This window comes from Dyadobacter koreensis (genome assembly GCF_900108855.1).
In the GTDB taxonomy this organism is placed as follows: Bacteria; Bacteroidota; Bacteroidia; order Cytophagales; family Spirosomataceae; genus Dyadobacter; species Dyadobacter koreensis.
On record NZ_FNXY01000007.1, the window covers coordinates 97,035 to 123,863 of the forward strand.

A 26,829-nucleotide genomic window follows, 5' to 3' on the forward strand; every position below is an offset into this window, starting at 1 on the left:
CGTGATAGTCTATTAAAAACTCTTGCCAATCATCAATCAATTGTTTATGAGATACTTAGAAATAAAATTCAGTTTAAATTTTAGTGTTATATCGCTGAAAATGAAAATTAGCGACATATCGTTTCCTAAAAAATGATGAAAAGGCGTTTTAAATACCCAGTTTTTTCATTCTGGATTTTAGTGTTGAGGCATTAATATCCAGCAGCTCGGCGGCGCCGCCAGGACCATATATTTTCCAATTGCATTCCCGGAGTGCTGACAAAATAAGGTCTCTTTCGCTTTCTGTGATCGTCTTAATCTTCAGGTCCGCACCCGCCTCGCCAAGTTGATGAACCTTCGGAATTTGTACGTCTGTGATCTGGCTGCCAACACATAGAAGAATGGAGCGGGTGACCAGATTTTCGAGCTCACGAACGTTGCCGGGCCATTGATAACTGACTAACATTTGTTTTGCCTCGTCCGAAAATCCGGTAATTTCTTTGCCGAACCGGTCAGCCTGTACTTTTAAAAAATGTTCGGCAAGTGGAAGTATATCAGCTTCTCGCTGTCTCAATGAGGGCAATTGTATCGGAAAAATGTTTAGTCTGTAATACAGATCCAGACGAAATCTTCCGTTTGCCATTTCTTCTTCCAGGTTACGATTTGTCGCCGCCAAAATCCGGACATCCACTTTTCTGCGTTTCCCTCCAATCGGTTCTATTTCCGTCTCCTGTAATACCCTTAAAAATTTAACTTGCAGATCCAGGGGCAGCTCTCCAATTTCATCCAAAAAGACGGTACCACCGTTTGCCTGCTCAAATTTACCGATTCGCTTTTCGGTCGCACCGGTAAAACTCCCTTTCTCGTGACCGAATAATTCGGATTCGATAAGATGTGGCGGCATGGCAGCGCAATCCACAACGACAAGCTTGCCGCTACGGCGATGGGAAAGCTCGTGGATAAGTTTGGCAATCAGTTCTTTTCCTGTCCCGCTTTCACCTAGCAGTAAAACAGGAACGTTTGTTTCTGCTACGGTTTCCACATTCCTCAGAACAGCCTGAATCGAATCGCTTTCACCCACAATCTTTTTCAGCTCTCCGTCCTTGCTGATTATGTTTACGGGGTTTTTATGTTTCGACTCACTCTCCCTGACCATATTTTTTTGGGAATGATGATACCAGGCGATATCGAGCATCGCCAGCACATCGCGCTCACGGAAAGGTTTGATCAGAAAACCGTAAGGGCCAGTCATTTTCGCAGCGGTAAAAACACTCTTATCTGAGTTTGCTGACAGATACACAAAGGCTATTCCTCTCGCTTTTAGTATATGGGCAAGATCTATTCCTGTTCGCTCGCCTTTCAGAAATATATCTAATAACACCAAATCAGGCACTTGCACATCAATGATTTCAAGCGCATCATCCACAGACCGGGCGATAGGCAAAACACGATACTCAGCCTTTAAGAGAATGATTTTCAAGTTATTGGCTTCGATGAATTGATCCTCAACAATTAATAAGGTATCCTGCATGAATTTTATTGCTGATAAAGTTAATTTTTGGGCTTGATCGTATTTTTATTGATATCAAGCCGCTTCATTTTAGAATTTAAGGTACTTGGCGGTATTCCCAGAAGAGCAGCTGCCCCATTCTGTCCGGTGACCCTGCCCCGGCACAATTTAAGAATCCTGATGATATGATCCCGCTCGTTTTCGTCCAGCGTCTTTATTTTTTTTTCAAGATACATACTTTCATTCGGCATATCAGAATCTGCCGTGGGAATGTCCACAACGTTGAGTGTATCACCTCGTGTAAGCAGTACTGCCCGTTCGATCATGTGTTCTAATTCTCTGATATTGCCTGGCCAGTTGTATCGCTGCAATTCCCGGAGCACCTTCCCGCTTAAAGATTTTATATCTTTGCCCGCCTTTGCAGCATACTTCGATATAAAATGACTGGCTAACAAAGGGATATCGCTGGTACGGTCGCGAAGAGGTGGCAGACGGATCGGAAAAATATTGATCCTGTAAAAAAGATCGCTTCGGAAATTTCCCAGGGCTACTTCTTTTTCCAGGTTTCGGTTAGTGGCTGCAATGACACGAACGTCTACTTTGATCACAGTTTTTCCCCCAACACGTTCGATTTCCTTTTCCTGCAGAGCACGGAGAAGTTTGCCTTGCAGATCCAAAGGCATTTCCCCTATCTCGTCAAGAAATAATGTTCCATTATTTGCAAGTTCAAACTTTCCAAGCCTTCGTTCAACAGCGCCCGTAAAACTCCCCTTTTCGTGTCCGAAAAGTTCGGATTCAATCAAATTCGCCGGCAGCGCAGCACAATTTACTTTAACCATCAGCTTGGATTTGCGTGGCGAATTCGTATGAACGGAACGTGCAACAAGTTCTTTTCCGGTTCCTGTCTCACCTAAAATCAATACCGAACTATCCGTATAGGCAACCTGCTCAATCAGTTTATGGACAGCCCTTATTTCTTGGCTATTGCCAATCATATCAGACTTATTTACAGATATCTCCAGCTCCTGTTGCAAATAAATCTTTTCATCTTCCAAGCGCTCTTTGAAACGGCTGATTTCCGCCAACTGCTCAGAGATCTTCTCAGTTGAAAACAGGTTGGATGCCACGATTGCAAGCTGCGAACAAATACTTAGATACAATTCTTCTCTTTCTTTTACCAAATGGATATGCTGACTTGAAAATGTCAGAATACCAACGACTTCATTACCCACCCGCAAAGCATTTCCACCAATGCATGTCTGATCCGCCAGCTGGGCCGGTTCATAAAAAAAGGGATGTCCTGTGTCTTCTGCTTCCAGCTCACCGGCATCAAAATAACATACACCCGCCTCTTTTAATATATCATTGTAAATGCCTCCCTCATTTTTCAGGTAATGCTCTTTAGGAGTCCTGAAGTCGGGTTGACGATCAAATAGTGCGTTTTCGTCAAAAAGAAACGGCGACCGGAATTGTTGGTCATGAGATAGGGACCAAACAAGGAAATTGTCTATTTTGAATAATTCTCTAAGATGCTCTTTAATTGTTTCAACGAGCTTACTTTTATCTTTGATTGCGACGATGGAACTGTTAAACTGCATCAAGCGGTCACGCTCTTTATGCTGGCGCTCGTGCTCGATATTGACTAAATTGTTCTGGACTGCAACCGACAGTTGTCTTGCAACGTCCCGGATCATAAGCAGCACATTTCTGGAAATTGTGTTATTGTGATCAAATGCTAATATCCAAAAGCCAAATAAATCTTTCTCTTTCGTGAATTTTGTCATCACTACCTGACGAATCCCCCTGTCATAGTTGATCTTTAAATAACCCGGCAGAGGACGCGTAATGGCAGGATTTTCCAGGTCAAAAACCAACGGTTCGTCGCTTAGCAGCACCTTCCCTATAAATCCATCATCTATCGAAGGTGATCCGGAAAGAAGATTTGAATAATCGTAATGCTGTAGAGCGGCCAGACAAGGATCAACAAAATAAGTATCGATACTTGACTTGCCATTGTTGATTACCGCCAGATTCGTATGCGTAAAGCCGATTACCTCTTGAAGACTCTGATGAATTTCTTCCAGCAGCTCTTCATTGTTTCGCACAGACGCGAACCGTATTCCCAGTCCAATCAGCATATCCTTTTGCTCCAGACGTATTCGTACTTGCTCCTGATCAATTGTATAAAGGATGGCTTTGGAAAACTGTGACAGGATCAGTTTTATATCCGAGTTATCCAGATCGATCTGCACGTTGGAGCGGGCCCGGTTAAAAAACAGATATCCTATTTTAGAATCTTCCAAATAGATCGGATAAGTTGCTTTCTCGCAAATTCCATTTTGTTTTTCAGCATGAAAGAATGCAGGTTTGGTCATCTGGCTTGCCAGGCCTTCCATGCTGAAGATGGTCAGTTTGCAATCATCATTGGTGTTTTGGTAGCAATACTCCTGCACAGGAAATGGCCCGCTGTAAACGTCTTCATCTATCTGCTGCTCCCGTGATTCAGGCCGGATTACTCTCATATAACACCGGTGTAATTGCTCTTCACTCTTCAACATTACCACGCAGCTGTCGGCTTCAAACATCGGCAAAATTATCTCGGACACAACTGAATTTAAGCCTTCAATGTTTTGTACACCTGTCAGCGAATAACTCAGATTGAGTAGTTTTAAATGCTGATCGTTATTTCCGGGCAAGAGTATACGCTCCTGAGCAAGAACGCGGATCACAGCCATATTGATGTTAATGGCAAGCAGCTTCAAAAGGTTTACTTTATCAGAGCTGAAATCAGATGCATTTTGAAAATGCAGAAACAGATTTCCGATAAAATCGTTTCTGTCACGCAGTGGAAAAACTAAAATCCGAGAACCATTTGCCGGAGTATCAGAAATATATTTACGGCACCTAGCGTGCTGCCAATTACCCTGGACCAAAAACTCGCCAAAACCGTCAAGCTCCTGACTATCTGCCAATAATACCTCTTCTGCGGAAAGTTCTTTGAGATCTACTTCTGCTAAAAAAAAGTGTTCTTGCCCTAGTGGCTCCTCGTTGTGAAACAAATTGCGAAGCAGATTAGATTCTGTATCCAAGATAAAGATCGCGGCTTGCGCATATCTGAGACTGGATTTGAGGGTGGTGTTAAAAATTCCGCTAAGATGCCCCATACGCTTCACCGATAAAAGTTCTGCGCCCACTTTCTGTATTAGATTGCTGTCCTCTTTCATCTTGCTTTTTTTGCAGGCTTATCAAATATTAACTTTTAGCATTTAATTTTCTTTGTAAACGGAAGATTTCATCCCAGTTATGTTACAAATTCCTTGCCAAGAATCAACACATTAACTACCAGATAATTAGATAAATACAAGTGAAAAAACATCATGATATATCGTGATTTTATCCCTTTCGATCATGATATTTCGTGATTCATCAGGTCAGTTTATAGACGGTATTTTTTTGTGCTCAGATTAGTCTGTTTTCCTTTGTAAATGATTTTTTTAGTAGTTAACTTCTCGAGTATTTTCGATTTGACAGCCTGAAAACCGGAATAATCATGTCAAAGCAACTGCTACCCCGCAATATTCTTTTTCCTATGAAATGTTTTTTTACACTGGCTATAATCTGCGCTTTCCCATACTTGTGTCTCGCACAGTTTTACCCTGCTCAGCCCGTGGTGCCCGAAAGCGATCTTCCAAAACTATTAGCCGTAATTCAAAATACATCTGAAAATATCCAGGATCGCCAGAATGCGCTGATCTCACTGGCAAATCTATACTACAACAAACCACGTAAGCGCTACGAGGATTTGGATAAATCAGCCGCGTATGCACAAATGGTACTGAAAGAAAAGAAGTCTGAGCAGAGACCCCGCACCTGGCAAGAAGCCATCACGTTCGCTGCACTGGTAGATATAGATAAAAAGGAATTTGAACAAGCTGAAAATTTACTTCCACAGCTGAACGGAAGCTTCAAAATTGAGCTGATGCTCCGGCTAGCCTATGCATACTGCGAAGCCGATCACGATGACAGAAAGCACGACTGGGCCAGAGCTACCGAGCTGGCCAACGAGGTTATCCGGAGCAATCCGGAGATCCGAAGTACCATCCACGAGATCCAGGCCAGACAGATCATCGCTCTGGTTCACGCCAAACAACAGCAACCTACGGCAGAAAAAGAGCTGCTTGATATTGTTGCACAATTTAAAAAAGCGGGTAGCAGGAATTACCAGACTACCTTATCGGCGCTGAGCGAGTATTGTTTTCATATCGGAGATCAGTCTAGGGCACTGTTTTACTCGCTTGAAGCGGTAAAGGCGATGAAAGCTTCAAAAGATTCCAGTATGGCAGGAGATATTTATGCCAATCATGCGATGATGTGGACCGACAACGACGAATTTGATAAAGGGGTTAGCTATATCAACTTGGCAATCAAGCACTACGCACAACGCGCAGGCAGATACAATCTTTCTGACCCTTTGTTTCTTTTTGATGTAGAATATATTTATGGCAAAACCAGCAGGCATCAGCAGGATCTAAAACAAATGAAAAAAATGCTGGCAGCTGCTCCGCCTCAAACAGTTTCGGACCGGATTTATCACAATGTAATTATGGGCCGTATATACCGGAGGCTGAAAAAATTTGACAAATCGGAAATTTATTACAAAAAAGCATACAGTATCAGCAAAAAGTATGGAGTCGCTGTGCAGCGTACAACGGCTGGACTAGCTCAGCTTTATGCGGATTCAAAGCAATTTGCCAAGGCCAGGCCATTTTTATATCAGGAGCTGAAATTTCCGAAATACTTTTTCAACAATGGCTCATTCAGACACCTTCATTATATGGTTTATTTAACTGACTCAGCAACCGGTAATTATTATGATGCCATTAAACACCTAAGTATTTACAGTAATATCAGTCACTATGATCTGACCCAGTCCAGAGAACGGGAAGTGCAAAGGTTGCGTATTGCATTCGAAGCCCAGCAAAAAGAGGATGAGATTCAGATTAAAAATCAAAATATAAAACTGCTTGGGCAAAATGCAAAAATTCAGGAAGAGAGGCTGCGAAATGCAAATTTAAGTGCAGTAATGGCGGCCGTCGTGGCTTTATTCCTCATTCTTGTTTCAGTATTGATTTTATCCAAGTACAGACAAAATGCCCGAAATAGCCGTGAAATTGAGCATAAAAATACGGTGATCACCGAGAAGAATCAGATTCTGGAACATCTGCTGAATGAAAAGGAATGGCTTTTAAAGGAAGTCCATCACCGGGTAAAGAACAACTTGCACACCATTATTTGCCTTCTTGAAAGCCAGGCGTCGTATCTGGACAACGAGGCGCTGCAAGCTTTGGAAACCAGCCAAAACAGGATTTATGCCATGTCTTTAATTCACCAGAAGCTTTACCAGTCCGACGATATAAAAACCGTTGATATGAAAAGTTACTTTGCTGACTTTCTGCTTTTTCTCTCAGAAACTTTTGGTACATCCCAACATATCGCGATTATCCAGCAGATTGACCCCGTCAATCTCCCAACTTCACAGGCTGTACCTCTGGCCCTGATCGTAAATGAAGGGGTAACAAACGCCTTTAAACATGCGTTTCCATCGGAGCGGGATGGTGTTATACGGGTCTCACTTCACCAGTATGATGGACGGCTGTCGCTTATGATTGAAGACGACGGAATTGGCTGGAATGAAGAAAGTTATGATACTGTTAATTCACTGGGCATCCAGCTGATGAAGGGGCTGAGCGATGATCTGGGTGCTGAAATCTTTTTTGAAAATCATGCTGGTACAAGAATATCACTTGTGCTTAAATTCAATGCGACCGAAAGAGAAGCAACCCATTCTTCGCTTTTTGCCTGAGGTGCAAACAGATAATAAATTCAACCAAACTCTTAACTTCATTTTTTCACCAATACAACAATTCTCCCGATACATACATTGAATCAGGGGCCTGATTAGAGGAATTTTGTCATAAGCAATTGCAAACTCTTTCTGTGTAGGAAAGATCAAATTCCAGTATGACAAACCATTCCATCATGAGAAAAAAACTCGCCTTCGTGTTCTTATTCAGTTTAAGTATCTGTTTAGAGATTTCCGCTCAAAAACCCGCAGAATCACTTCTAACGCCCGCAAACCATTCCCTGGTATTGGTTGATCATGAAAGCCAAATGGCATTTCCTGTTAAAAACATTACGATTGATCAGTTAAGGACTAATGTTGCACTGATTGCCCGCGGCTCAAAAATATTTAGTGTACCAACAGTGGTAACCACAGTTGCGGAGAAGTCATTCAGCGGCCCTGTATTTCCGGAATTACTGGCTGCTTATCCGCCAGCATCTTCCGGCTACCTGGACCGGACTACCATGAATCCCTGGGAAGATGTTAATACCTACAAAGCCATAACCGGAAAAGGTAAAAAGAAAATTGTTTTTGCAGGATTATGGACAAGTGTCTGCATCGTGAGCCCTGTGCTTTCCGCGCTGCAAGAAGGTTATGAGGTTTACGTGATAACCGATGCCTGCGGTGATGTAAGTGCGGAGGCACATGAAATGGCAGTCCAGCGTATGATCAAAGCTGGCGCAACCCCTATGAATTCGATGCAATACGTTCTTGAACTGCAGCGCGATTGGGCTAGAAGTGCGACTTACAACGCCGTAACGGATCTGTTCAAAGATTTTGGTGGTACTTACGGGATCGGCATTCAGTATTCAAGAGAGATGATCAAACACTAATTTTATGAAGACCTTTTGCCGACATCTTTTCGTACTATTCTTCCTTGGGTCTTCCAGTTTCACTTTCGGACAGCCCAGGGCCGATCTGATCATTATTAATGCCAAGGTCCATACCATGGCAGAAAAGGGTCAAATTGCCCAGTCGGTGGCTATTGCCTCTGACAAGATACTGTCTGTTGGCAGCAATGCCCAGGTACTAAAATCCAAGGCTAAAAATACAAGGATCATCGACGCAGCTGGAAGAACAGTCATTCCCGGCTTGTTTGATAGTCACCTGCATGTGATTCGTGCAGGCCGTTTTTACAATGCGGAGCTTCGATGGGACGGAGTAAAAACTTTGAAAAGGGCGCTTGATATGCTTGGAGAGCAAGCTAAACGCACGCCAAAAGGCCAGTGGGTCAGAATTGTAGGTGGTTGGAACGAGTATCAGTTTGAAGAGAAAAGACTACCGACGCTCACCGAAATCAATGAAGTGACAGGTGATGTGCCAACTTTTATTTTGTATCTGTATGGAAAGGCCTTACTAAACAATGCAGCATTAAAGGCTCTGCAAATCGATGCGGATTCACCTAATCCTCAGGGCGGTCTGATCGAGAAAGATGAATCAGGAAATCCGACCGGACTTTTGCTTGCAGAACCTAATGCATATATTCTTTATTCCACGCTGGCCAAATTACCCGAGCTCACGGAGAAGGAAAAAATTAATTCTACCATCCAGTTCAATACAGAGCTTAACCGTCTGGGAGTAACCGGCGTTATGGATGCAGGAGGAGGATTTCAAAATTTCCCGGATGATTATGTGATAACAGATTCGCTTTACCAACAGAAAAAACTCACCGTACGCCTTCCCTATTTTCTGTTTGCACAAAAAAAAGGCGCAGAACTTTCTGACTATTCCCGCTGGATTGATATCGTTGATGCAGATCATGTTCACACTGTCAAAACTGATAACGAAGGTTATCGCGTCGCCGGAGGTGGTGAAAATCTGATTGCAGAAGCAGCCGATTTTGAGAATTTCCTTTTTCCAAGACCTGAACTTCCGCCGACAATGCCGTCAAATCTGATACCGGTGGTTGAACTTTTGGCTAAAAATAAATGGCCATTCAGGATTCATGCGACATATGATGAAAGCATTTCCCAGGTTTTAGATGTTCTCGAAAAAGTTAATAAAAATATTTCACTGGAAGAAATTCCGTGGTTTTTTGATCACGCAGAGACAATAACTGAACAAAATATGCGACGTATCAAAGCGCTCGGCGGGGGCATTGCAATTCAACACCGTATGGCCTATCAGGGCGAATTATTTGTCAAGCGATACGGAAAAAAGGCAGCATTTGATGCTCCTCCCGTGAAGAAAATGCTCGAAATCGGCTTGGCCGTCGGGCTCGGCACAGATGGCACGCGTGTGGCCTCATACAATCCCTGGATAGCACTTCAATGGCTTGTTACAGGCAAGACGATTGGAAATACGCAGGTGATGAACCCTGAAAATACCGTCGACCGCTTTACGGCACTTCGCCTCCTTACATCGGGAGCCTACGCACTGATGAAATATCCGCCCCAGGGAACGATTCAACCCGGCAGGGCCGCTGACATAGCGATTCTTAGCGAGGATTATTTTACGATGCCTGTTGACAAGCTGCATTCCATCACGGCGTACATGACCGTTGTGGATGGCAAAATCGTTTGGGCTGATAAAGAATTCAGCTCACTTGGACCCGAAAAACTACCAGTGATTCCCGAGTGGAGTCCAGTCAGGTACTACGGTGGATACCAAACAAAGTAACGCATGGCTGCAAAAAAGCCTCTTTTCCGCTTTTGTTCTTTTGTCAAGTGCACAAGGATTGCTTGCCCAGAATATTGAAATCAAACAGCCTCGGTATGTAGAAGGTTACAGCAAAACTGATTCTGATACATCGGGTAGTACTCATAAGAAAATAAAACATATTCCCATCGGAACTGGCAAGATCTATATTTCTCTTGGTGGCGAGCTGCGCTATCAATACTTCCGGTACAAAAATCCAGGATGGGGAACAGAGCCCCGGGATAACGACGGTTTTGTGCTAACCCGGTTTTTGAGTCATACAGACATACATTTGGGAAAACAAATCAGAGTATTTGCTCAGTTACAAAGCAGTCTGATCGCAGGCAGCAATAGTCAAAACAGTCCGGTTGATGAAAACCCTCTCGATGTCCATCAGCTGTTTATCAAGCTTCCGCTAATTGCAAAAATGCAAAAACAGCTCGTATTTGAAATCGGCAGACAAGAGCTTAGTTACGGTTCACAGCGCCTGATTTCCATTCGAGAGGGCCCTAACAACCGTCAGGCTTTTGATGCCTTTCGGGTTGTATTCTCTCAAAAGCAGGTTCGGACAGACCTCTTTTATTCCACGTACGTCAATGCTGGAAAGAAAATTTTCGATGAACGGTTCTTCGATCATTCCAGGCAGCTCTGGGGATACTATCTGACGTTGACACCAACGACCAGTGTACCGAACATGGATCTTTACTATCTTGGCGTTAAAAATCAGGCCATTTTTATTGATGCATCAGGCACGGAAAGACGACATTCCACGGGCACAAGAATTTGGAAAAAAGCGGGTATTACTGACTATGATTTTGAGGCTGTATATCAATTTGGAAATATATCCCGGCTTCCGATCCGTGCATGGACTATTTCGCTCAATATTTCTTCCAAGTTAAAATCAATCCCTTTTGCTCCGGTATTTGGTTTGAAAACAGAGCTGATCAGCGGAGACAAAAGACCTGATGATCACCTGCTCAACACATTCAATCCGTTATACCCGAGAGGGGCCTATTTTGGATTGGCATCTTTAATTGGTCCATACAACTTGTACGATTTTCATCCTTACATTCAAATTGGTATTGGACGTACGCTCACCTGGTCTGCGGATTTTGATTTCTTTTGGCGAATGAGCCGTTACGATGGCTTGTATGCTGTAAATGGAAAAATACTCAGCGATCGCGTAACGGTCGGCTACAAACACATTGGAAATCAATCAGGTACAAACCTGAGCTTTCATGCAAATTCTTTATTCAATCTGGGGATAGAATTTACTTGGTTTGACTCCGGACAATTTCTGCGTCAGGCAGGAATGAAAAAGGATATTTATCTGGCAGGAATCACAGCAACGCTTAAGTATTAAGAGCGTGTAAAAATACACTAAATGCGTTGTTTAACACATTGACTAGCCTTCGCCCCGGCCGTAGCTTTACGGTGAAAATTACCTCATGCAGCGCTGAGAATTCTAATGATCTGTAAGACGATAATCTTCAAAGATCCGTCAATTAACGCTTTAATTACACTTTTATGAACCCCTATGATGAATCAATCTGACGAGCCGCTATTCACCAGTGATGAGTGCGGTGACACCCTCTGGAATGAGGAAAACTTGAATCCGCCTGCTTTAGAAAACTATCAGCGAGCTCCGCTACCTCCGTTTACCCTGGAAACTGCACTTAGAAAAGTTCAAATTGCAGAAGATGCATGGAATAGTAAAAATCCGGAACTTGTTAGCCTGGCATACACGGTTGATACCGTTTGGCGTAACAGGGCACAGTTCATTAACGGCCGTCAGCAGGCTAAGGAATTTTTAGAAGGAAAGTGGCAAAAAGAGCTTAATTACCGCCTCAAAAAGCAGTTATGGAGTTTTTCAGAGAACAGAATTTCTGTACACTTTCACTATGAATGGCACAACGCTTCAGGGCAGTGGCATCGAAGCTATGGTATTGAACTTTGGGAATTCGACGAACACGGCCTGATGGCTAAACGTTTTGCAAGTATTAATGATGCTCCTATTGAAGAGCGTGAGAGAACTCTTTTTTAAGATCAAGGGAAAATCAGACTTCTCAACGTTCATCCACATCCGGCACCTTAAGCCCCCTGCGGGAAACTAAAACTTTGCCAGCTCGTTCCGGGAGCACCAATGGCCGTAAAATTCATTTTTTTTTAATTAATAACCGACCAAACAAAATGAAAACAAAGCATCAAACCGTCAAAATCAAAGGAGTGGATATTTTTTACCGTGATGCAGGCCCTTCGGATGCGCCTGTTCTGGTATTGCTGCACGGCTACCCAACCTCATCGCATATGTTCCGCAATCTTATTGAAAAGCTTTCGGACAAATATCGACTGATCGCTCCCGATTATCCCGGCTATGGACGAAGTGAGCAGCCAAAAATATCGGACTTCGAATACACGTTTGCCAACTACGCAGTAATTGTCGCAGAATTGCTAAGCACCCTAGATATCGACAGGTTTAGCCTTTATCTTATGGACTACGGCGCACCGGTTGGGTGGAGAATCGCTTCTTCAAATCCTGAAAAAATCCAAACTCTGATCGTTCAAAACGGGTGCGCTTATGAAGAAGGGCTTGAAACATTCTGGGACCCTTTCAAAGCTTACTGGAAGGATCGGAGTGATAAAGCGGCAGAAGATCAACTCAAAACTTTCCACTCTCCGGATGGACTGAAATGGCAGTATACGCACGGAGTTCCTGATACGACCGTGGTGAGTCCCGACAATTGGGAAATCGACCTTCGCCATCTGGAACGTGAAGAAAACGGCCAGATTCAACTGGATTTGTTTTATGACTATCGCACCAATGTCGTACTGTACCCTCAATGGCAGCAGTATCTCAGGGATCATAATCCTCAGATGTTAATCGTTTATGGAAAGAACGACTATATTTTCCCGGTTTCAGGCGCGGAAGCCTACAAAAAAGATGTCAAAAACCTAGAATATCATCTCTTTGAAGCAGGGCATTTTGCTCTTGAAAGCGTTGTCGACGAGATTTCCGACAAAATAAGAGATTTCCTCAATCGAAAATTGTCATAACCCGCCGATTGCTTTAATTTTAAAGTGAATCAGTGAAATAATTCAGTCTCAATATATCCTGCACAGCAAACTTTAACTTCTAAAAAGAGAATTTTAGAAAACACTGCATTTTCCAGCAATAAGTTATGAAAAAAATAGCAATCAACGGCTTCGGACGCATCGGACGCGCCGCACTTAAGGTAATTTTCGAAACTGATGATCTGGAATTGGTTGGGATCAACGACTTGATGAGTATCGAAAACGCGGCCTATCTACTTAAATATGACAGCAATTACGGTAAGTACGAAAAGAATGTTCAAATCGAAGGCGAAACCTTGGTTATCGACGGCAAAGCAGTAAAGTATCTAAGCCTAAAAGCTATTGAAGCCCTCCCATGGAAAGCGCTTGAAGTTGATGTGGTGATTGAAAGCACCGGCATTTTCACCAACCAAGCTGACGGGGAAAAACATCTGGTGGCTGGTGCTAAATTCGTACTTATCTCAGGCCCGACAAAAGATACGCCAACAGTTGTCCATGGGGTTAATACCGGGGATGGTAAAGTTTCAGTATTCTCCTGCGCAAGCTGCACTACCAATAACATCAGCCCAATCATCGAAATTTTGGGTCGGAGGTTAGGTATCAAAAAGGCGATCCTGAATACAACCCACGCCTACACGGCTTCTCAGACCCTGGTCGATGCGCCATCAAAACGAGAGCCCCGTATGGGTCGGGCGGCCGCTGTTAATTTAGCGCCGGCCGCTACCGGGGCCGCCTTAGCGACCACAAAGGCATTACCAGAGTTTGCAGGAAAATTTGACGGCATCGCAGTAAGAACGCCTGTGCCTGTTGGCTCGATTTCAGATATTACCTTCATTGCACAGCGCGATACAACAGTCCAGGAGATCAATAGGATTCTTACAGAGGAAGCCGCGACGAGCCGGTATGAAAAAGTAGTCTACGTCACAGATGAACCCTTGGTTTCAAGTGACATAATTAAAAATCCATTTGCAGCCACTGTCGATTTGGAAATGACCCGGGTGGTCGATGGCGATCTGGTTAAAGTGATGGCATGGTATGACAACGAGTGGGGTTTTACAAATCAAATGATCAGACAAATTCAATCCATTTAGCATAGCGCGGCTTCGGCCGCGCTTAAAAGTTATCGTCATGAACTATTCCGAACTTGCATTTTCCGATGACATTAAGGCCATTCAGGAAAGAATGGGGAGCCGCAGTACCTATGAACGGGTCGAAAAAATGAGTTTCGTCAAGGGCCTGACAGCTGTTGAAAACCGATTCATTAATGAGATGGACAGCTTTTATATAGCCTCTTTTGGGATAAATGGCTATCCATACATACAGCACCGCGGCGGTCCCAAAGGCTTTTTAAAAGTAATTGATCATCAAACGATCGGGATTGTTGATTTCAGCGGAAACCGACAATACATTTCAGCTGGCAACGTTGTAAAAAACCCAAACGTTTCACTGATACTTGTTTCCTATCCGCTCAGAGCGAGACTAAAAATGTATGCTGAGGCAGAAGTCGTAGAAATTAATGACAACCCCGTGCTGTATGAATTTCTTAAACCGGAAAATTACAAGTTCAAACCCGAAAGGTTACTGCTATTTCATATAAAAGCTTACGACTGGAACTGCCCGCAGCACATTACACCGCGGTACAGCCAGGCCGAAATTGAGAAAATAAACGAAGCCCAAACTCTTTACACCGAGCAGCTGGAAAAAGAGATAGCATTGCTGCGGGCTAAACTCAGCTCAAACAACGAAAGGAACTTAGAAGATTAAATTTAATGAGTGAATCTGTCTCACTTCTGAATTTTATAAGTTTTAAGCCGCTGATGCTTTATTATTTCCTGGTAAGTTACTGGATTTGTTATAACTTCCTGGTCCGTCTTAATACATATAACTAATTGTATATAGGCCAATTAAGACGCCAGAGAACTGCTATTTTTTGAAAAGCCTCAGCGTCTTTTTTCTGAACAATAGTAATGCCTGTTTCCTATGGCTGAGTGATTTCTATGGCTGTCTATGGAATGAAGAGAGTTGACGAGCTAATATTCGACATAATTTTAAGAAAACTGTAATATCCCTGTCACCTGTATAGGGGTTAACTGGTTCAGAGTTGTCTAACAGATAAATTGATAATATCACGCAGCGCTGCGTCAAACTTTTTCAAATTTGTTTAAATTACAGCCTGATAAAATCTTACAGCCATGAAAAAAATCTGTGTACCTATTTTTATTTTACTGGCAGTTTTGGGCTGCAAACGAAGTTCCGATCCCGCGGAAGAGATACAGACTAAGGAATCAGCGAAAATTGAGCTACTGCAACAGAAATTCCATGGCAAATACCGAATTATCAGCGCCTTAACTAACACACCAGTAGATGTTAATATGGATGGGGCCGCTTCTGCTGATTTACTTACAGAAATACCCATTCTTGATTATAGACAAAATTATCAGTTCAATCTTGAGCTGCGCATTTATGCCAATTCACCTCTGAGTCCAAATCCAACATACCTGTTGTCGCAGTCCTGGCCCGAACAATACATATGGCTGGGGGACAAAGAGTGGGATGGCGGTAAACCTCTGAGCTATGACCCGGCCTATTCTGTCTCACTTGTTAACCAGGGCACCGGCAGGCTTTTTAATTTTTCGGACGACCTGAAGCAAATTATCGTCCATCCTGGTGAGAACGAAAATCCCAACAGGTGGGTGATACCCAAATCCATCGTGATTGATGAACGACAAAGACTGCATGTTGTTAACGTTAGAAATTTTTATACAAGCGAAGGCGTTAAACAAGCTACGGTCACTACTGTTTATGAACGCTTTACAAAAGACACTTAACTCGCTTTGGTCTTGCCAACGAGTTGTTCAGCATTTATCACGCTGCCAAACTATCTGAATCGGGATGACGGCCTTTATTTAATTTATCATGATCCAGGATAACCAGTATTTATCAAATCAACTAAAAATCCACCCTTGTTAAGTAAAAAAAGTACACCCTCGTGTACTTTTTTTACTTCGTCATACCGGTGCACTCTTGAACCACTATTGTGATAATGTAATGCCAGGGACAACATTGCCAACGGGTATATTTTAACCGATTGATTACAATTTTTCTCACCAGGCAACAAGGAGTAGATGAGAAGAACCTCGCTTAGCAGTCTAAAATTTTCGATACATCCCACCCAAGTATTGATTGGCATCCTCTTCCGCGAACTGCGCCTTTTTAGCGTCCCAGTGTAATGTTTTATTGGGAAAACGGCCGGCAATTACGCCTAGTAATATGGTTTCGGTAAGGCGGGAAGCATACGAAAAAGGCGCGCTGCATGTAGCTTTTCCCAAACATGCATCCACAAATTCATGATAATGCTTGTGCACTTCCGAACTGTATTCCCGGACAGGCTCACTCAATTTGAACTGCGAGATATCAATATCTTTATAACTTCCATCAACGATTAGTTTAGGCATAACCTGGAAATGCGGAAGATAAAGTCTGCCTTTTTCTCCAATGAACATGGCTCCCTGGTCATGCAGATCAGCTCCGTCAGGAAGCATCAGATCTTCACGTTGCTTATCAGCACCAACACCGTCATACCATACCCATTTCAAAGTATCGGCCGTATATTTTGTCCCCGGGAACTCATAGGTTACCATGTTTTTTTCAGGATATCCAAACCCGTTCGGTTTTCTGCAATTGTTGATAATGGTTCTTGGCACATCCAGCTGTAATGCATTATACGGTGTATCAAAAATATGCACACCCATATCTCCCAGCGTAGCACAGCCATAATCAACAAGCTTCCGCCAGTTGCCAGGATGGTAAAAACCATCTTTATAAGGCCTTTCAGCAGATGTTCCCTGCCATAAATTCCAATCGAGGTTTGATGGTACAGGATCCCCGGTTTCAGGTACAGGGCCGTTGTATCCCCAGTTTTTTGGTGACCAGGCTCTTACGGTATGTACTTTTCCAACAATCCCGGATTGGATCAGCAAGGTGGCCAGCTTATAGTCATAAAATGAATGCACCTGAATACCCATTTGCGTTACCAGTTTTTTATCCTTGGCAATTTTGTCCATCGCTCTCGCTTCTTTGACATAGTGCGTGAGCGGCTTCTGGCAGTAGACGGGCTTATTCATTTCCATAGCCATGATCGATGCCGGCGCATGGGTGTGATCCGGCGTGGACACAATCACCGCGTCAATATCTTTACTCATTTCTTTCAGCATCTCACGGTAATCCTTATAGGTCTTTGCTTTCGGGAACTTGGAGCTAACCTCAGCCAAAACAGTAGAATCAACATCGCAAAGTGCTACTACATCCACATTACTATGTATCGATATGGAAGCCAGATCGGCCTGGCCCATTCCGCCTAAACCAATATGGGCGGTTCTAAGTCGTTTGTCAGCAGAAAAAGACCAAGATTCGGCAGGCATAATGGCCAGGGAAGATAGTGCGGCCGCGTTTTTAAGAAACTCTCTTTTATTCATGAAAAGGCAATTTTTTAGGGTTAGAATTTAAGTGTACAAAAATACATAAAGGAAATTGTGATATCTTCTAAACCAGCAGGTTCAACAACTGGCTACTGAAAAGCCTAAATTGAGTCGTTTTTAGATCAATTCCAAAAATAGGGAAAGTGTTGGCGCGAATTTCTTAAAGTTATTGTTCTGGAGTAAGGACACAGTTTTTTGCTGGAAGTATTTTTGGCGCATGGAAGGTGCTAAACGGTTGGAAAAAACTCGGTAGCTCAACTTTGTTCGAGCAAGAACAAAGCGCTGAATATATTGACACTAAAACCTTTGACTATTAGTGACTTACAATAATTTTACATACTTGTAATAGCCAGGCTAACGTAGTTTTGGTTTAGCCATAATGTTTTTCGGGGTTTGACACGCACCCTGATTTAATAGATTTGTTTGGATTAATAAAAAAAGCAGCCCAATAGCAGCCTCTAGAATAAATTGTCGGATATAAAGGGCCCACCTAAGCTAAACGTTTTCTGATTGATACGACCGGCTGACGAAATATCGTTCAACCGATCATATCAATTCGACTACCCTTTTAACGTGGCCATATCTATTACAAAACGATACTTCACATCTCCGTTCAAAAGTCTCTCATACGCCTCATTGATCTGATCCATACGAATCATTTCAATATCTGCTACGATGTTGTGCTTGCCGCAGAAATCAAGCATTTCCTGCGTTTCAGCAATCCCGCCAATCATAGAACCGGCAAAGCTTTTGCGTCCTACAATCAAACTGAATGCAGCAACCGGCAGCGGGTGTTCCGGCGCGCCAACAAGGGCGAGAGAACCATCCACCCGAAGCAAATTAAGATATGCATTAATATCATGTTGCGCAGAAACCGCATCAAGAATAAAATGCAGCTTTCCTTTGTAAGCTGCCATCTGATCTTCATCTTTCGACAAAACTACTTCGTCAGCCCCGAGGCGTTTGGCTTCGGCAAATTTAGCCTCAGATGTGGTAAATGCAACAACTTCTGCGCCCATTGCCTTAGCGATCTTGATACCCATATGACCCAAACCGCCGATACCGACAACACCTACTTTTTGGCCCGGTCCCACATTCCAGTGATGAAGCGGTGAATAGGTGGTGATACCAGCGCAAAGCAAAGGAGCCACAGCCGCCAGATCCATATTTTCAGGTATACGCAAAATATAATTTTCATTCACTACAATGCGCTCAGAATAGCCGCCAAAAGTTGGCGAACCTTCAAAATGAGGATCTGGTGAATTATAGGTGTTGGTCATACCCTTTTCACAATATTGCTCCAGATCTTCCTTGCAGTATTGGCATTCACGGCATGAGTCTACCATGCAACCCACCCCTACTAGATCATCAGTCTTGAATTTTTTCACATGATCACCCACTCTTACTACCCTACCCACAATTTCGTGACCGGGAACACACGGATACATTGACGGTCCCCATTCACTTTTTGCTGTATGCAAATCGGAATGACATACACCGCAAAAGAGAATTTCTATCTCCACGTCATGCGCAGTAGGTACTCTGCGGTTAATCTCCATTGAATTCAATGGTTTTTCGGCTGCTTCTGTTCCGAAAGCTTTAACACTAGTTGTTTCAGTCATTTTATTGAATTTTTAAAAAATATCCTTAGCGTTTAGTACGTTACCATGTTGGCGGCTATCACTGTGTAAACAAATGTCATGCTTCAAGGGTTACTCACTTCAATCACGAAGTTTGCACAAATTTCAATACGCAATATGTCACGTTAAATAATGATGCCATCGTAAGGAAATAAGCAGGTATTTCCAGTATCACGATCTGTATTTTTGATATTACTACCAAGTTAATTTAAAGTATCTGAATACTTCCGTCCGACGGCAAAGTTGGACATTATTTGTAAAACAATATAAGTTATTTGAATTAGATAACATTAATTCCCGGTCAGAATCCTTTAGGATCGGATCAGCGCCCGGCAAATCATCAATTGAATATAACGGGAAATGTGGCCAGTTTTATCCACCGCGTATATCAGCCGGTTTTATCATATTCAATCGTGTTATTCGCTTTCAAGTCTTCAAAAACAGGAATCGACAATATATTTGCGTCAGTCCTTCAAGCATCAAGTAAGGTTGGTTATGCGGCTTTATCTCCGGAAAACTCCTTTTTGATTTTTTCCTTATGCTGCTTACCCCATTCGACCAAGGATTCAACAACTTTTTCAAGAGTTTGGCTATATGGAGTAAGTTCGTATTCAATCAATACAGGATACCCAACAGAAACCTTTTTTACGACAATGCCATTTGCCTCAAGCTCTTTGAGCTCACTCGACAATACCCTTCCGGATATTCCGGCAATTTGGCGCTGGAGCTCGCTGAATCGCTTATTTCCCCGGGCAATTGAAATAACAATTCGGAGCTTCCATTTGCCTCCGATAGCGTACATGGCATCACCTACTGCGTTCAATACCAAGTTACACTCTTCCGTAAATGCCCTCTCCGTTTCTCCTTCTTTTCGGCTTGTTTTCATCATCAGTACGATAAAATAACTTACTAACCTATTAGTAACTAGTAATAAAATGTAACCAAATATACTATACTTTTGCTTGCAACAAACCAGATATCAAAATGCCCAGACAAACAGATTTGAAAGGATTAGAAAATAGCCGGCCGGATTAGGGCCAGGGAGATTCTTCGCGGATTGATTTTAAAACTTCCAATAGATGGTGAAAGCTTCTTATCATTTTATGTCAAAAAGAGATGTGGTAGAGAGGTCTGGTTCCAACCTGGACTGTTTAATAGAATACATCGAAGCAATGAAAAAGTATAGAACTACCCGTTCAGACTACCGGCAGCTTTTGTAATGGCGGAAAAGAGCTTGTGAGGCGTATAGATTTGCACGCACTTTGCACAAAATACCCGGAATTGCTTAACACCGATTATTAAATATTAGCTATTCAGGAATCAGTAAGGTGATCATAGTAACATTCCGCGGAGCGCGTTCAATTCAAAACAAGCTTTTTTTAACTGTACAAACTAAAGAAACACACCTGCTTAACCATCAAATGAAATAAATGTACAGGGTTAACGGCTCTGGCTATTCGGCAGCGCATGCTTGGTGACTGAAATATTTTAAAACGGCCGAACAGAACGGATCCGGCTATGAAGAATTGGCACGAACAAACGATTAATGCAATAAACAATCAATTTAACTTCTGAATAAAAACAATTATGACAAAGGAAAACGTAAGAATCAAAGAAGAATTAAGGAATCTGATCGATGCGTACGCACTTTTAAGTGACGAAAAAAAGATTGCTGATGTGGTGCACCTGTTCACCGAAGACACGGTATATGAGTCTTATATCAATGGAACCTCAGCTGGGAAGGTATCGGGCCGGAAGGAAATGGAAAAGGTATTTAACGGCCACGCTTCTTTTGTAAAAACCTATTTCACGCTTAATGGCCAGCATATCGTCCAGATAGATGAGGATACGGCAACCGGCATTTCATTTGCACAGATAAAAATGATACGGGAGCCGGAGGGCAAAAGTGTTTTGTCAGATTACAGTGTGAGATATGATGACAAGTATGTTTGTCAGGATGGAAGGTGGCTCATAAAAGAGCGTAGCGGTTACTTTATTTTAATTGAAGAACGGGTATTAAGAGGCTAACCGCTCGTCCCGCACAAAAATCAGATAGGATTTTTAGCCATACCAGAACTCACTCGAAAGGAAAGCACTAGCAGTTTTTCGAGTAGAATACTGGCATGGCTACATCCATCTGGTATTGTGAAATTTTAATAAATTTTTTAGAAGCTCGAACTCTCCGGCCTATGTATGACGATGGTAAAAATTGCCTATTTGCAGTTCCGTTCAACATTAAATTTTGAAAAAAACGTCGTCTTTTCCTTCATAACGCGCTTCGAAATAGAGCAGCCTTATCCGGGTATCTTTAACAGCTGACCTGCCGTTTAAAATATGACCCGATGTCCATAAAAATATACTGGATTTAAAGTCACCTTGTTTATATTAAAAACAATCCCTTTATCATCCAATTAAACTGATTTCTTCATATCCCGCTTGTATCAAATTTGAAAGACACGGTATCAATACTGAAAGAAATATAAAGATTCAAAATTTAAATAAAGGCTTAATTCACTGATTATCATAATTATATAGTCGTAAAATACAACTGTATCAAAGTTTAACTTTTTTGAGATATTATTTAGTTATTCCCAGTGGATATCGGTGGTAGTTTTGACAAAATCTCGTGCTAAGCCCAATGACTTAGAAAAAGCGGGATCATTTCTTACTACCAATCAATACTTCCATGAGAACAAGATTACTAATGATGACCATTGCCCTGCTAACCTGTATGCAGTTAGCTTGGGCACAAAGCAAGGGAACGCTGACAGGTACAGTTAAAGCTTCCGACGGGCTGAGTCTGCCAGGGGTGAGCATTCTTGAAAAAGGAACGACCAACGGCGCCATTACAGATGTAGATGGAAAATATTCCATTTCCGTTTCACCGACCGCAATCCTCGTATTTTCTTATGTAGGCATGATCGCACAGGAACTTCCAGCCGGAAACAGCTCTAAACTGGATGTCACCCTGGAATACGATTCTAAAAATCTGGGCGAAGTAGTTGTGGTAGGTTATACTTCTTCCAAAAAGGAGGATCTGACCGGAGCGATTGCGGTTGTGGATATGGCGCCGCTAAAAAATATCAGTTCAGGAAATCCAATGCAAGCGCTGCAAGGACGTGTTCCCGGCTTATACATTGAAAAAACAGGTTCGCCAAACGGTACGAATTCGAGAATCCTGATTCGGGGGGCTAACACGCTTGGAAACACCGACCCGCTTTACATCATTGACGGCGTGCCTACCAAAAGACCGGAAGTTTTTCAGGGATTAAATCCTAATTCAATTGAGTCGATACAAGTTCTGAAAGACGCCTCTGCTTCTTCTATCTACGGTTCAAGGGCTTCGAACGGTGTCATTATTGTTACGACCAAAAATGGTGCAAATACCAACGGAAAGATTAATATCGATTTCAATACCAGCATTTCAGCGCAATCAGAAAAATACGCCCGGTTCAAAATGCTTAATGCAGCAGACCGAGGCAGGGCGTTATGGAAGGCATCTGTTAACGACGGTGTAAATCCCGAAGACGGTTATGGCGCGCTATACGCATTCTACTGGAACAAGGATTTCAAAAATCCGGTGTTAAACAGCGTCACGGTTCAGCCTTTTGTGGGTGGTAACCAGAATATGCCGGCAGGCGATACGGATTGGCAGAAAGAAATGTATAAAACCGGAATTGTTACGAATAACGAATTAACCATATCCGGAGGTAACAAGACGTCTTCTTTGCAGGTAAATCTTGGTTATTTCAAAAATACAGGCATGCTACGTTTTACCGATTATGAAAAGATCAGCGGCCGCATCAATGCTTTAACCAGCGCCTTTGACCAGAAACTAAAAATCGGCGCAAATGTGCAGCTGGCAACTTCCAATGAAACGCTGGCTTCCACTGACATCGGCGGCGCGCTTACGCCCGGTTTGGCTGTGACACTTGCACCGACTATTCCGGTATATGCAAAGGACGGCTCGTGGGGTGGAGCGATCGGCTCGGGTTACTCTGACAGAAATAATCCTTTGCATATGCAGGATATCAACAAGTGGGATAATACGAACCGAGTTACGCTTTTTGGCAATGTCTTTGTCGAAATTCAGCCGATAAAAAATTTGTTTATCAAAACAAGTTTAGGGGCAGACAATGCAAACTACCGCTTCAAAAATATTGAACAGGCCTTCGAGGAAGGTTCTTTTGGACGCACCAGCAACAGTTTGACACTTGATGAAAACCGTTATTTAAGTCTGACCTGGACCAATACAGCGAGGTATAACCTCGATCTTGGAGATCACCACATGAAATTTCTGATCGGTACCGAAGCAATTAAAAATACACTCGACAACCAGATTTCAAGAAAAGAAGGATTTGCAGTACAAACGGAGGATTATTTTGTTCTTAATGCGGGAACGGGGAATACCAACGTTACCGGCACCGGAACAGGAAGCAGGTTATTATCACAATTCGCCCGGGTTGATTATGGTTTTTCAGACCGCTATCTGGCCGCAGTAACCATCCGTCGTGATGGATCCTCCCGGTTTGGCAGCGCGAATGCGTACGGTATTTTTCCGGCAGCTTCCGTGGGATGGAGAATAGACAGAGAGGGTTTTTTCAAAAACGTAAAGAAAATCAGTAACCTGAAACTACGCGCGGGTGTTGGACGCGTTGGAAATCAGGAAATTGGAGATCTGGCTCGTTTTGGCTTGTATGATACCCGTTATGGCACAAGACAATCGCAGTTTGCAAACGGCCACAACAGCTTTTTTGATCAATATTATAACATAGGGACAGCTTATGACCTGAACGGAGCGAATACAGGAAATCTTCCATCTGGAATCGTTTCTATTCAAGGGGCTAATCCTAATTTGAAATGGGAAAGCACCAACGAAGCCAACATAGGTGTCGATTTCGGCTTCCTCGATGGAAGCATACAAGGTTCATTTGATTATTTTACCCGCAAAACCAGTGACATCCTGATCACACCTCCGATTGCCTCCGCAGTTGGGGAAGGCCAGCTGAAAGTGGTAAACGGCGCTGCAAAATCAAACCGTGGTTTTGAGTTTTCAATGGGATATTATGCCAAACCGAAAGGCGATTTTACCTACAATATCATGACCGGTATCAGCCGCTTCCGAGATAAAATCACTGAACTGCCGGAAGAAGTCAGAGCTGCCTATGCAGGAAATGTACTGAACACGATCCTTGGACACTCTCAGTTTGACCTTTTTGGCTACAAAACCAACGGTCTCTTCCAGAATCAGCAGGAAGTCGATGCAGCACCGACGCAGGTGGGAGCTGGCCCTGGTCGCATCCGGTATGTAGACACCAATGGTGACGGAAGAATTGATGATCTTGACCGCGTTTTCTTCGGTACTACGCTACCGGCCTTCGAGTACAATCTGAAAGTGGAAGTATTTTACAAAAACTTTGACCTGTCTGTTTTCGGGTCCGGTATTGCCGGCAGAAAAGGTTTTGATTCATACACATTTTACAACAATTTCATTCGGGGCCGCGACAACGTAGGTCCGGGTGTATTCGACGCATGGTCAACAACCAATACAGGTTCGAAAATCCCTGCACTTTCTTTGTCTGATTCCAATAACGAGACACGGACTTCGGACTATTTCAATGTGAATACCTCCTACTTCAAGCTTCGAAATGTTCAGGTGGGATATGCGCTTAATACTGCTTTCGCAGAAAAGATCAAACTGCAGCGTGTACGGATCTATCTCATGGCAGAAAATCTTTTCCTGGTCAAATCCAAAGGTTTCCTTGGACCAGATCCGGAGCGCACTGATATCAATGCCATTCCCATTCCCCGTACGCTTACTGTTGGACTAAATGTTTCATTTTAATTCTTTTCGAACAATGAAAAATAAATATATATACACGTTTGCCCTCGCTGGCAGCTTGCTGATCACTTCGTCCTGCAAGGACTACCTCGACTATGAACCCCAGGGGTTATTGTCATCAGAAAATGTTAAATCAGCCTCCGCTGCGGAATCTTTGGTAACTGCCGCTTATGCAGGTATTGGAAATGACGAAATGATCGGGCCGATGACAAGCATGTGGGTTTACGGCAGTGTACGTTCGGACGACGCCTATAAGGGAGGCGGTGGCGTATCAGATGTTGCAGAAATTGATTTCTATGAGCATTATAATCTGACGAGACCCGATCTGACTTTCATGCATCCGTATACATGGGAGAATTTCTATAAAGCCATTTCAAGAGCCAATGCCGCGCTGACGAGTTTGAATGCTGTGACCGAAGCAGAGTTTCCTTTGAAAAAGACACGTGAGGCTGAGATGCGCTTCCTCCGCGGGCATTCACATTTTATGCTTAAAATGTTGTTCAAAAACATTCCTTACATCACGGAAACAATGAGCAGTGAGGATATTCTGAAAGAGTCAAATGTGCGTTATAAAAATGACGAATTGTGGAATAAAATCGGGGAAGATTTCCAGTTTGCCATCGACAATCTCCCGCAGAAACAAAGCCAGATTGGCCGCGCAAATAAATTATCAGCCGCAGCTTACCTTGCAAAGCTAAGATTGTATCAGGCTTATGAGCAGGACGATACGCACAAGGTAATAAATATTAACAAAACCAGATTGCAGGAAGTAGTAACGCTTACACAACAGGTGATCGCTTCTGGTCAATATAGCCTGCAGCCTGATTTCGCGGAAAATTTTATCGCTGAAACAGAAAATGGCCCGGAATCGATTTTCGCCATTCAGTATTCAATCAACGACGGAACGGCTGCCGGCAGATTAAGTTATGTAACAGGGTTAAATTATCCCCACGGTGCACCTCAATACGGTTGCTGCGGTTTTCATCAGCCAAGTCAGAATCTTGCAAATGCTTACAGAACGGATGCAAATGGCTTGCCTTTATTTGATTCGTTCAATGACAAAAATGTTGATTTCAGTTCTGAAACCGTAGATCCGCGGGTTGATCATACCATTGGAATTGATGGCCATCCCTACAAATATGATGCGACCAAACCTTTCAGCAACAGTTGGATCCGTGACCCGGGCGTTTATGGCTTTTTCCACACTATGAAGGAACAGCAGCTGTCAACAAGCGCTTCATATCATAAAGAAGGTCCTTTCATTGGTTCTTCAAAAAATATTGATATTATTCGATACGACGATGTAATTTTGATGCAGGCAGAAGCTTACATTGAACTGGGGCAACAGGCTTTGGCACTTCCGCTGATCAACCAGATCAGAAGACGGGCGGCAGCAAGCACCGGACGGTTGAAAAAGACAGACGGAACCTTTGCTTCCAGATACAACATCAAAGAGTATGCGTCTGGCTGGACACAGGATTACGCAAGAAAAGCGCTGCAGTGGGAAAGACGCTTGGAATTTGCAACTGAAAGTCCACGGTTCTTTGATCTTGTCCGCTGGGGAATAGCCGAAAAGACGCTTAATGCCTACATTGACAAGGAAAAAACAAGAAGACAGTTCTTGGCGACAGCGAAATTTACCGCAGGGAGAGATGAATACCTTCCGATCCCGCAGCGAGAAATCAGCTTCACAAAAGGTCTTTACCAACAAAATCCAGGATTTTAATACGGCTATCGGCTGTCAGCGTTCAGTCATCGGCTGTTAATTG

At 43.0% G+C, this 26,829-nt stretch carries 17 protein-coding genes; 12 read left to right on the top strand and 5 right to left on the bottom strand.

The genetic code is table 11. The features are described from left to right. Positions 1–148: 148 nt before the first annotated feature. Both BMY70_RS21805 and BMY70_RS31380 read right to left on the bottom strand, forming a co-directional pair. Positions 149–1,510: a sigma-54-dependent transcriptional regulator gene (locus BMY70_RS21805; protein WP_090338422.1), complete on the bottom strand. Its 1,362-nt coding sequence runs from the start codon at positions 1,508–1,510 to the stop codon at positions 149–151. A gap of 20 nt (positions 1,511–1,530) precedes the next feature. Then, complete coding sequence (locus tag BMY70_RS31380; protein WP_090338423.1) at positions 1,531–4,713, bottom strand: sigma-54-dependent Fis family transcriptional regulator; 3,183 nt, start codon at positions 4,711–4,713, stop codon at positions 1,531–1,533. Positions 4,714–5,039: 326 nt separating this feature from the next. Here BMY70_RS31380 and BMY70_RS21815 point away from each other — a divergent pair, with 326 nt between their 5' ends. The 9 genes from BMY70_RS21815 to BMY70_RS21855 all read left to right on the top strand — a co-directional run bounded on the left by BMY70_RS21815 (position 5,040) and on the right by BMY70_RS21855 (position 15,928). Beyond that, positions 5,040–7,352: a tetratricopeptide repeat-containing sensor histidine kinase gene (locus BMY70_RS21815; protein ID WP_090338424.1), complete on the top strand. Its 2,313-nt coding sequence runs from the start codon at positions 5,040–5,042 to the stop codon at positions 7,350–7,352. A gap of 176 nt (positions 7,353–7,528) precedes the next feature. Continuing rightward, positions 7,529–8,224, top strand: coding sequence for a hydrolase (locus tag BMY70_RS21820; protein ID WP_090338814.1), 696 nt, complete (start codon positions 7,529–7,531; stop codon positions 8,222–8,224). A gap of 4 nt (positions 8,225–8,228) precedes the next feature. Then, a complete protein-coding gene (locus BMY70_RS21825; RefSeq protein WP_090338425.1) occupies positions 8,229–10,010 on the top strand; it encodes an amidohydrolase in 1,782 nt (593 codons plus the stop codon). After that, a complete protein-coding gene (locus tag BMY70_RS21830) occupies positions 9,991–11,391 on the top strand; it encodes an alginate export family protein (protein ID WP_090338426.1) in 1,401 nt (466 codons plus the stop codon). The genes BMY70_RS21825 and BMY70_RS21830 overlap by 20 nt, the downstream gene beginning before the upstream one ends. A gap of 174 nt (positions 11,392–11,565) precedes the next feature. Beyond that, on the top strand, positions 11,566–12,072 hold the full coding sequence (locus BMY70_RS21835) for a nuclear transport factor 2 family protein (protein ID WP_229209722.1): 507 nt from the start codon (positions 11,566–11,568) through the stop codon (positions 12,070–12,072). Positions 12,073–12,218: 146 nt separating this feature from the next. Beyond that, the gene (locus BMY70_RS21840) at positions 12,219–13,082 is read left to right on the top strand and encodes an alpha/beta fold hydrolase (RefSeq protein ID WP_090338428.1); all 864 of its coding nucleotides are present in this window, start codon (positions 12,219–12,221) and stop codon (positions 13,080–13,082) included. Positions 13,083–13,207: 125 nt separating this feature from the next. Further along, on the top strand, positions 13,208–14,191 hold the full coding sequence (locus BMY70_RS21845) for a type I glyceraldehyde-3-phosphate dehydrogenase (RefSeq protein WP_090338429.1): 984 nt from the start codon (positions 13,208–13,210) through the stop codon (positions 14,189–14,191). Between the two features lie 37 nt (positions 14,192–14,228). Continuing rightward, a complete protein-coding gene (locus tag BMY70_RS21850) occupies positions 14,229–14,864 on the top strand; it encodes a pyridoxamine 5'-phosphate oxidase family protein (RefSeq protein ID WP_229209723.1) in 636 nt (211 codons plus the stop codon). Between the two features lie 428 nt (positions 14,865–15,292). Beyond that, positions 15,293–15,928, top strand: a complete 636-nt coding sequence (locus tag BMY70_RS21855) for a hypothetical protein (RefSeq protein WP_090338431.1) — start codon at positions 15,293–15,295, stop codon at positions 15,926–15,928. 321 nt (positions 15,929–16,249) lie between these two features. Here BMY70_RS21855 and BMY70_RS21860 read toward each other — a convergent pair whose 3' ends face one another. The 3 genes from BMY70_RS21860 to BMY70_RS21870 all read right to left on the bottom strand — a co-directional run bounded on the left by BMY70_RS21860 (position 16,250) and on the right by BMY70_RS21870 (position 20,107). Beyond that, complete coding sequence (locus tag BMY70_RS21860; RefSeq protein ID WP_090338432.1) at positions 16,250–17,575, bottom strand: Gfo/Idh/MocA family protein; 1,326 nt, start codon at positions 17,573–17,575, stop codon at positions 16,250–16,252. A gap of 563 nt (positions 17,576–18,138) precedes the next feature. Next, a complete protein-coding gene (locus tag BMY70_RS21865) occupies positions 18,139–19,200 on the bottom strand; it encodes an NAD(P)-dependent alcohol dehydrogenase (protein WP_090338433.1) in 1,062 nt (353 codons plus the stop codon). Positions 19,201–19,711: 511 nt separating this feature from the next. Further along, complete coding sequence (locus tag BMY70_RS21870) at positions 19,712–20,107, bottom strand: winged helix-turn-helix transcriptional regulator (protein ID WP_229209724.1); 396 nt, start codon at positions 20,105–20,107, stop codon at positions 19,712–19,714. Positions 20,108–20,805: 698 nt separating this feature from the next. Here BMY70_RS21870 and BMY70_RS21875 point away from each other — a divergent pair. The 3 genes from BMY70_RS21875 (at position 20,806) to BMY70_RS21885 (ending at position 26,786) form a co-directional block, all read left to right on the top strand. Then, positions 20,806–21,246 (top strand): nuclear transport factor 2 family protein, encoded by a 441-nt coding sequence (locus tag BMY70_RS21875; protein WP_090338434.1) that lies wholly within the window; start codon positions 20,806–20,808, stop codon positions 21,244–21,246. 658 nt (positions 21,247–21,904) lie between these two features. Beyond that, a complete protein-coding gene (locus BMY70_RS21880) occupies positions 21,905–25,063 on the top strand; it encodes a SusC/RagA family TonB-linked outer membrane protein (RefSeq protein WP_090338435.1) in 3,159 nt (1,052 codons plus the stop codon). A 13-nt stretch (positions 25,064–25,076) separates the two neighbouring features. Next, on the top strand, positions 25,077–26,786 hold the full coding sequence (locus BMY70_RS21885; RefSeq protein ID WP_090338436.1) for a RagB/SusD family nutrient uptake outer membrane protein: 1,710 nt from the start codon (positions 25,077–25,079) through the stop codon (positions 26,784–26,786). Positions 26,787–26,829 lie beyond the last annotated feature (43 nt).

What these genes read in the sequence shown, in the direction of transcription:
- BMY70_RS21805 (WP_090338422.1), bottom strand. Translation starts at nt 1,510, where the DNA reads ATGCAGGATACCTTATTAATTGTTGAGGATCAATTCATCGAAGCCAAT.
- BMY70_RS31380 (WP_090338423.1), bottom strand. Translation starts at nt 4,713, where the DNA reads ATGAAAGAGGACAGCAATCTAATACAGAAAGTGGGCGCAGAACTTTTA.
- BMY70_RS21815 (WP_090338424.1), top strand. Translation starts at nt 5,040, where the DNA reads ATGTCAAAGCAACTGCTACCCCGCAATATTCTTTTTCCTATGAAATGT.
- BMY70_RS21820 (WP_090338814.1), top strand. Translation starts at nt 7,529, where the DNA reads ATGAGAAAAAAACTCGCCTTCGTGTTCTTATTCAGTTTAAGTATCTGT.
- BMY70_RS21825 (WP_090338425.1), top strand. Translation starts at nt 8,229, where the DNA reads ATGAAGACCTTTTGCCGACATCTTTTCGTACTATTCTTCCTTGGGTCT.
- BMY70_RS21835 (WP_229209722.1), top strand. Translation starts at nt 11,566, where the DNA reads ATGATGAATCAATCTGACGAGCCGCTATTCACCAGTGATGAGTGCGGT.
- BMY70_RS21840 (WP_090338428.1), top strand. Translation starts at nt 12,219, where the DNA reads ATGAAAACAAAGCATCAAACCGTCAAAATCAAAGGAGTGGATATTTTT.
- BMY70_RS21845 (WP_090338429.1), top strand. Translation starts at nt 13,208, where the DNA reads ATGAAAAAAATAGCAATCAACGGCTTCGGACGCATCGGACGCGCCGCA.
- BMY70_RS21850 (WP_229209723.1), top strand. Translation starts at nt 14,229, where the DNA reads ATGAACTATTCCGAACTTGCATTTTCCGATGACATTAAGGCCATTCAG.
- BMY70_RS21855 (WP_090338431.1), top strand. Translation starts at nt 15,293, where the DNA reads ATGAAAAAAATCTGTGTACCTATTTTTATTTTACTGGCAGTTTTGGGC.
- BMY70_RS21860 (WP_090338432.1), bottom strand. Translation starts at nt 17,575, where the DNA reads ATGAATAAAAGAGAGTTTCTTAAAAACGCGGCCGCACTATCTTCCCTG.
- BMY70_RS21865 (WP_090338433.1), bottom strand. Translation starts at nt 19,200, where the DNA reads ATGACTGAAACAACTAGTGTTAAAGCTTTCGGAACAGAAGCAGCCGAA.
- BMY70_RS21870 (WP_229209724.1), bottom strand. Translation starts at nt 20,107, where the DNA reads ATGATGAAAACAAGCCGAAAAGAAGGAGAAACGGAGAGGGCATTTACG.
- BMY70_RS21875 (WP_090338434.1), top strand. Translation starts at nt 20,806, where the DNA reads ATGACAAAGGAAAACGTAAGAATCAAAGAAGAATTAAGGAATCTGATC.
- BMY70_RS21880 (WP_090338435.1), top strand. Translation starts at nt 21,905, where the DNA reads ATGAGAACAAGATTACTAATGATGACCATTGCCCTGCTAACCTGTATG.
- BMY70_RS21885 (WP_090338436.1), top strand. Translation starts at nt 25,077, where the DNA reads ATGAAAAATAAATATATATACACGTTTGCCCTCGCTGGCAGCTTGCTG.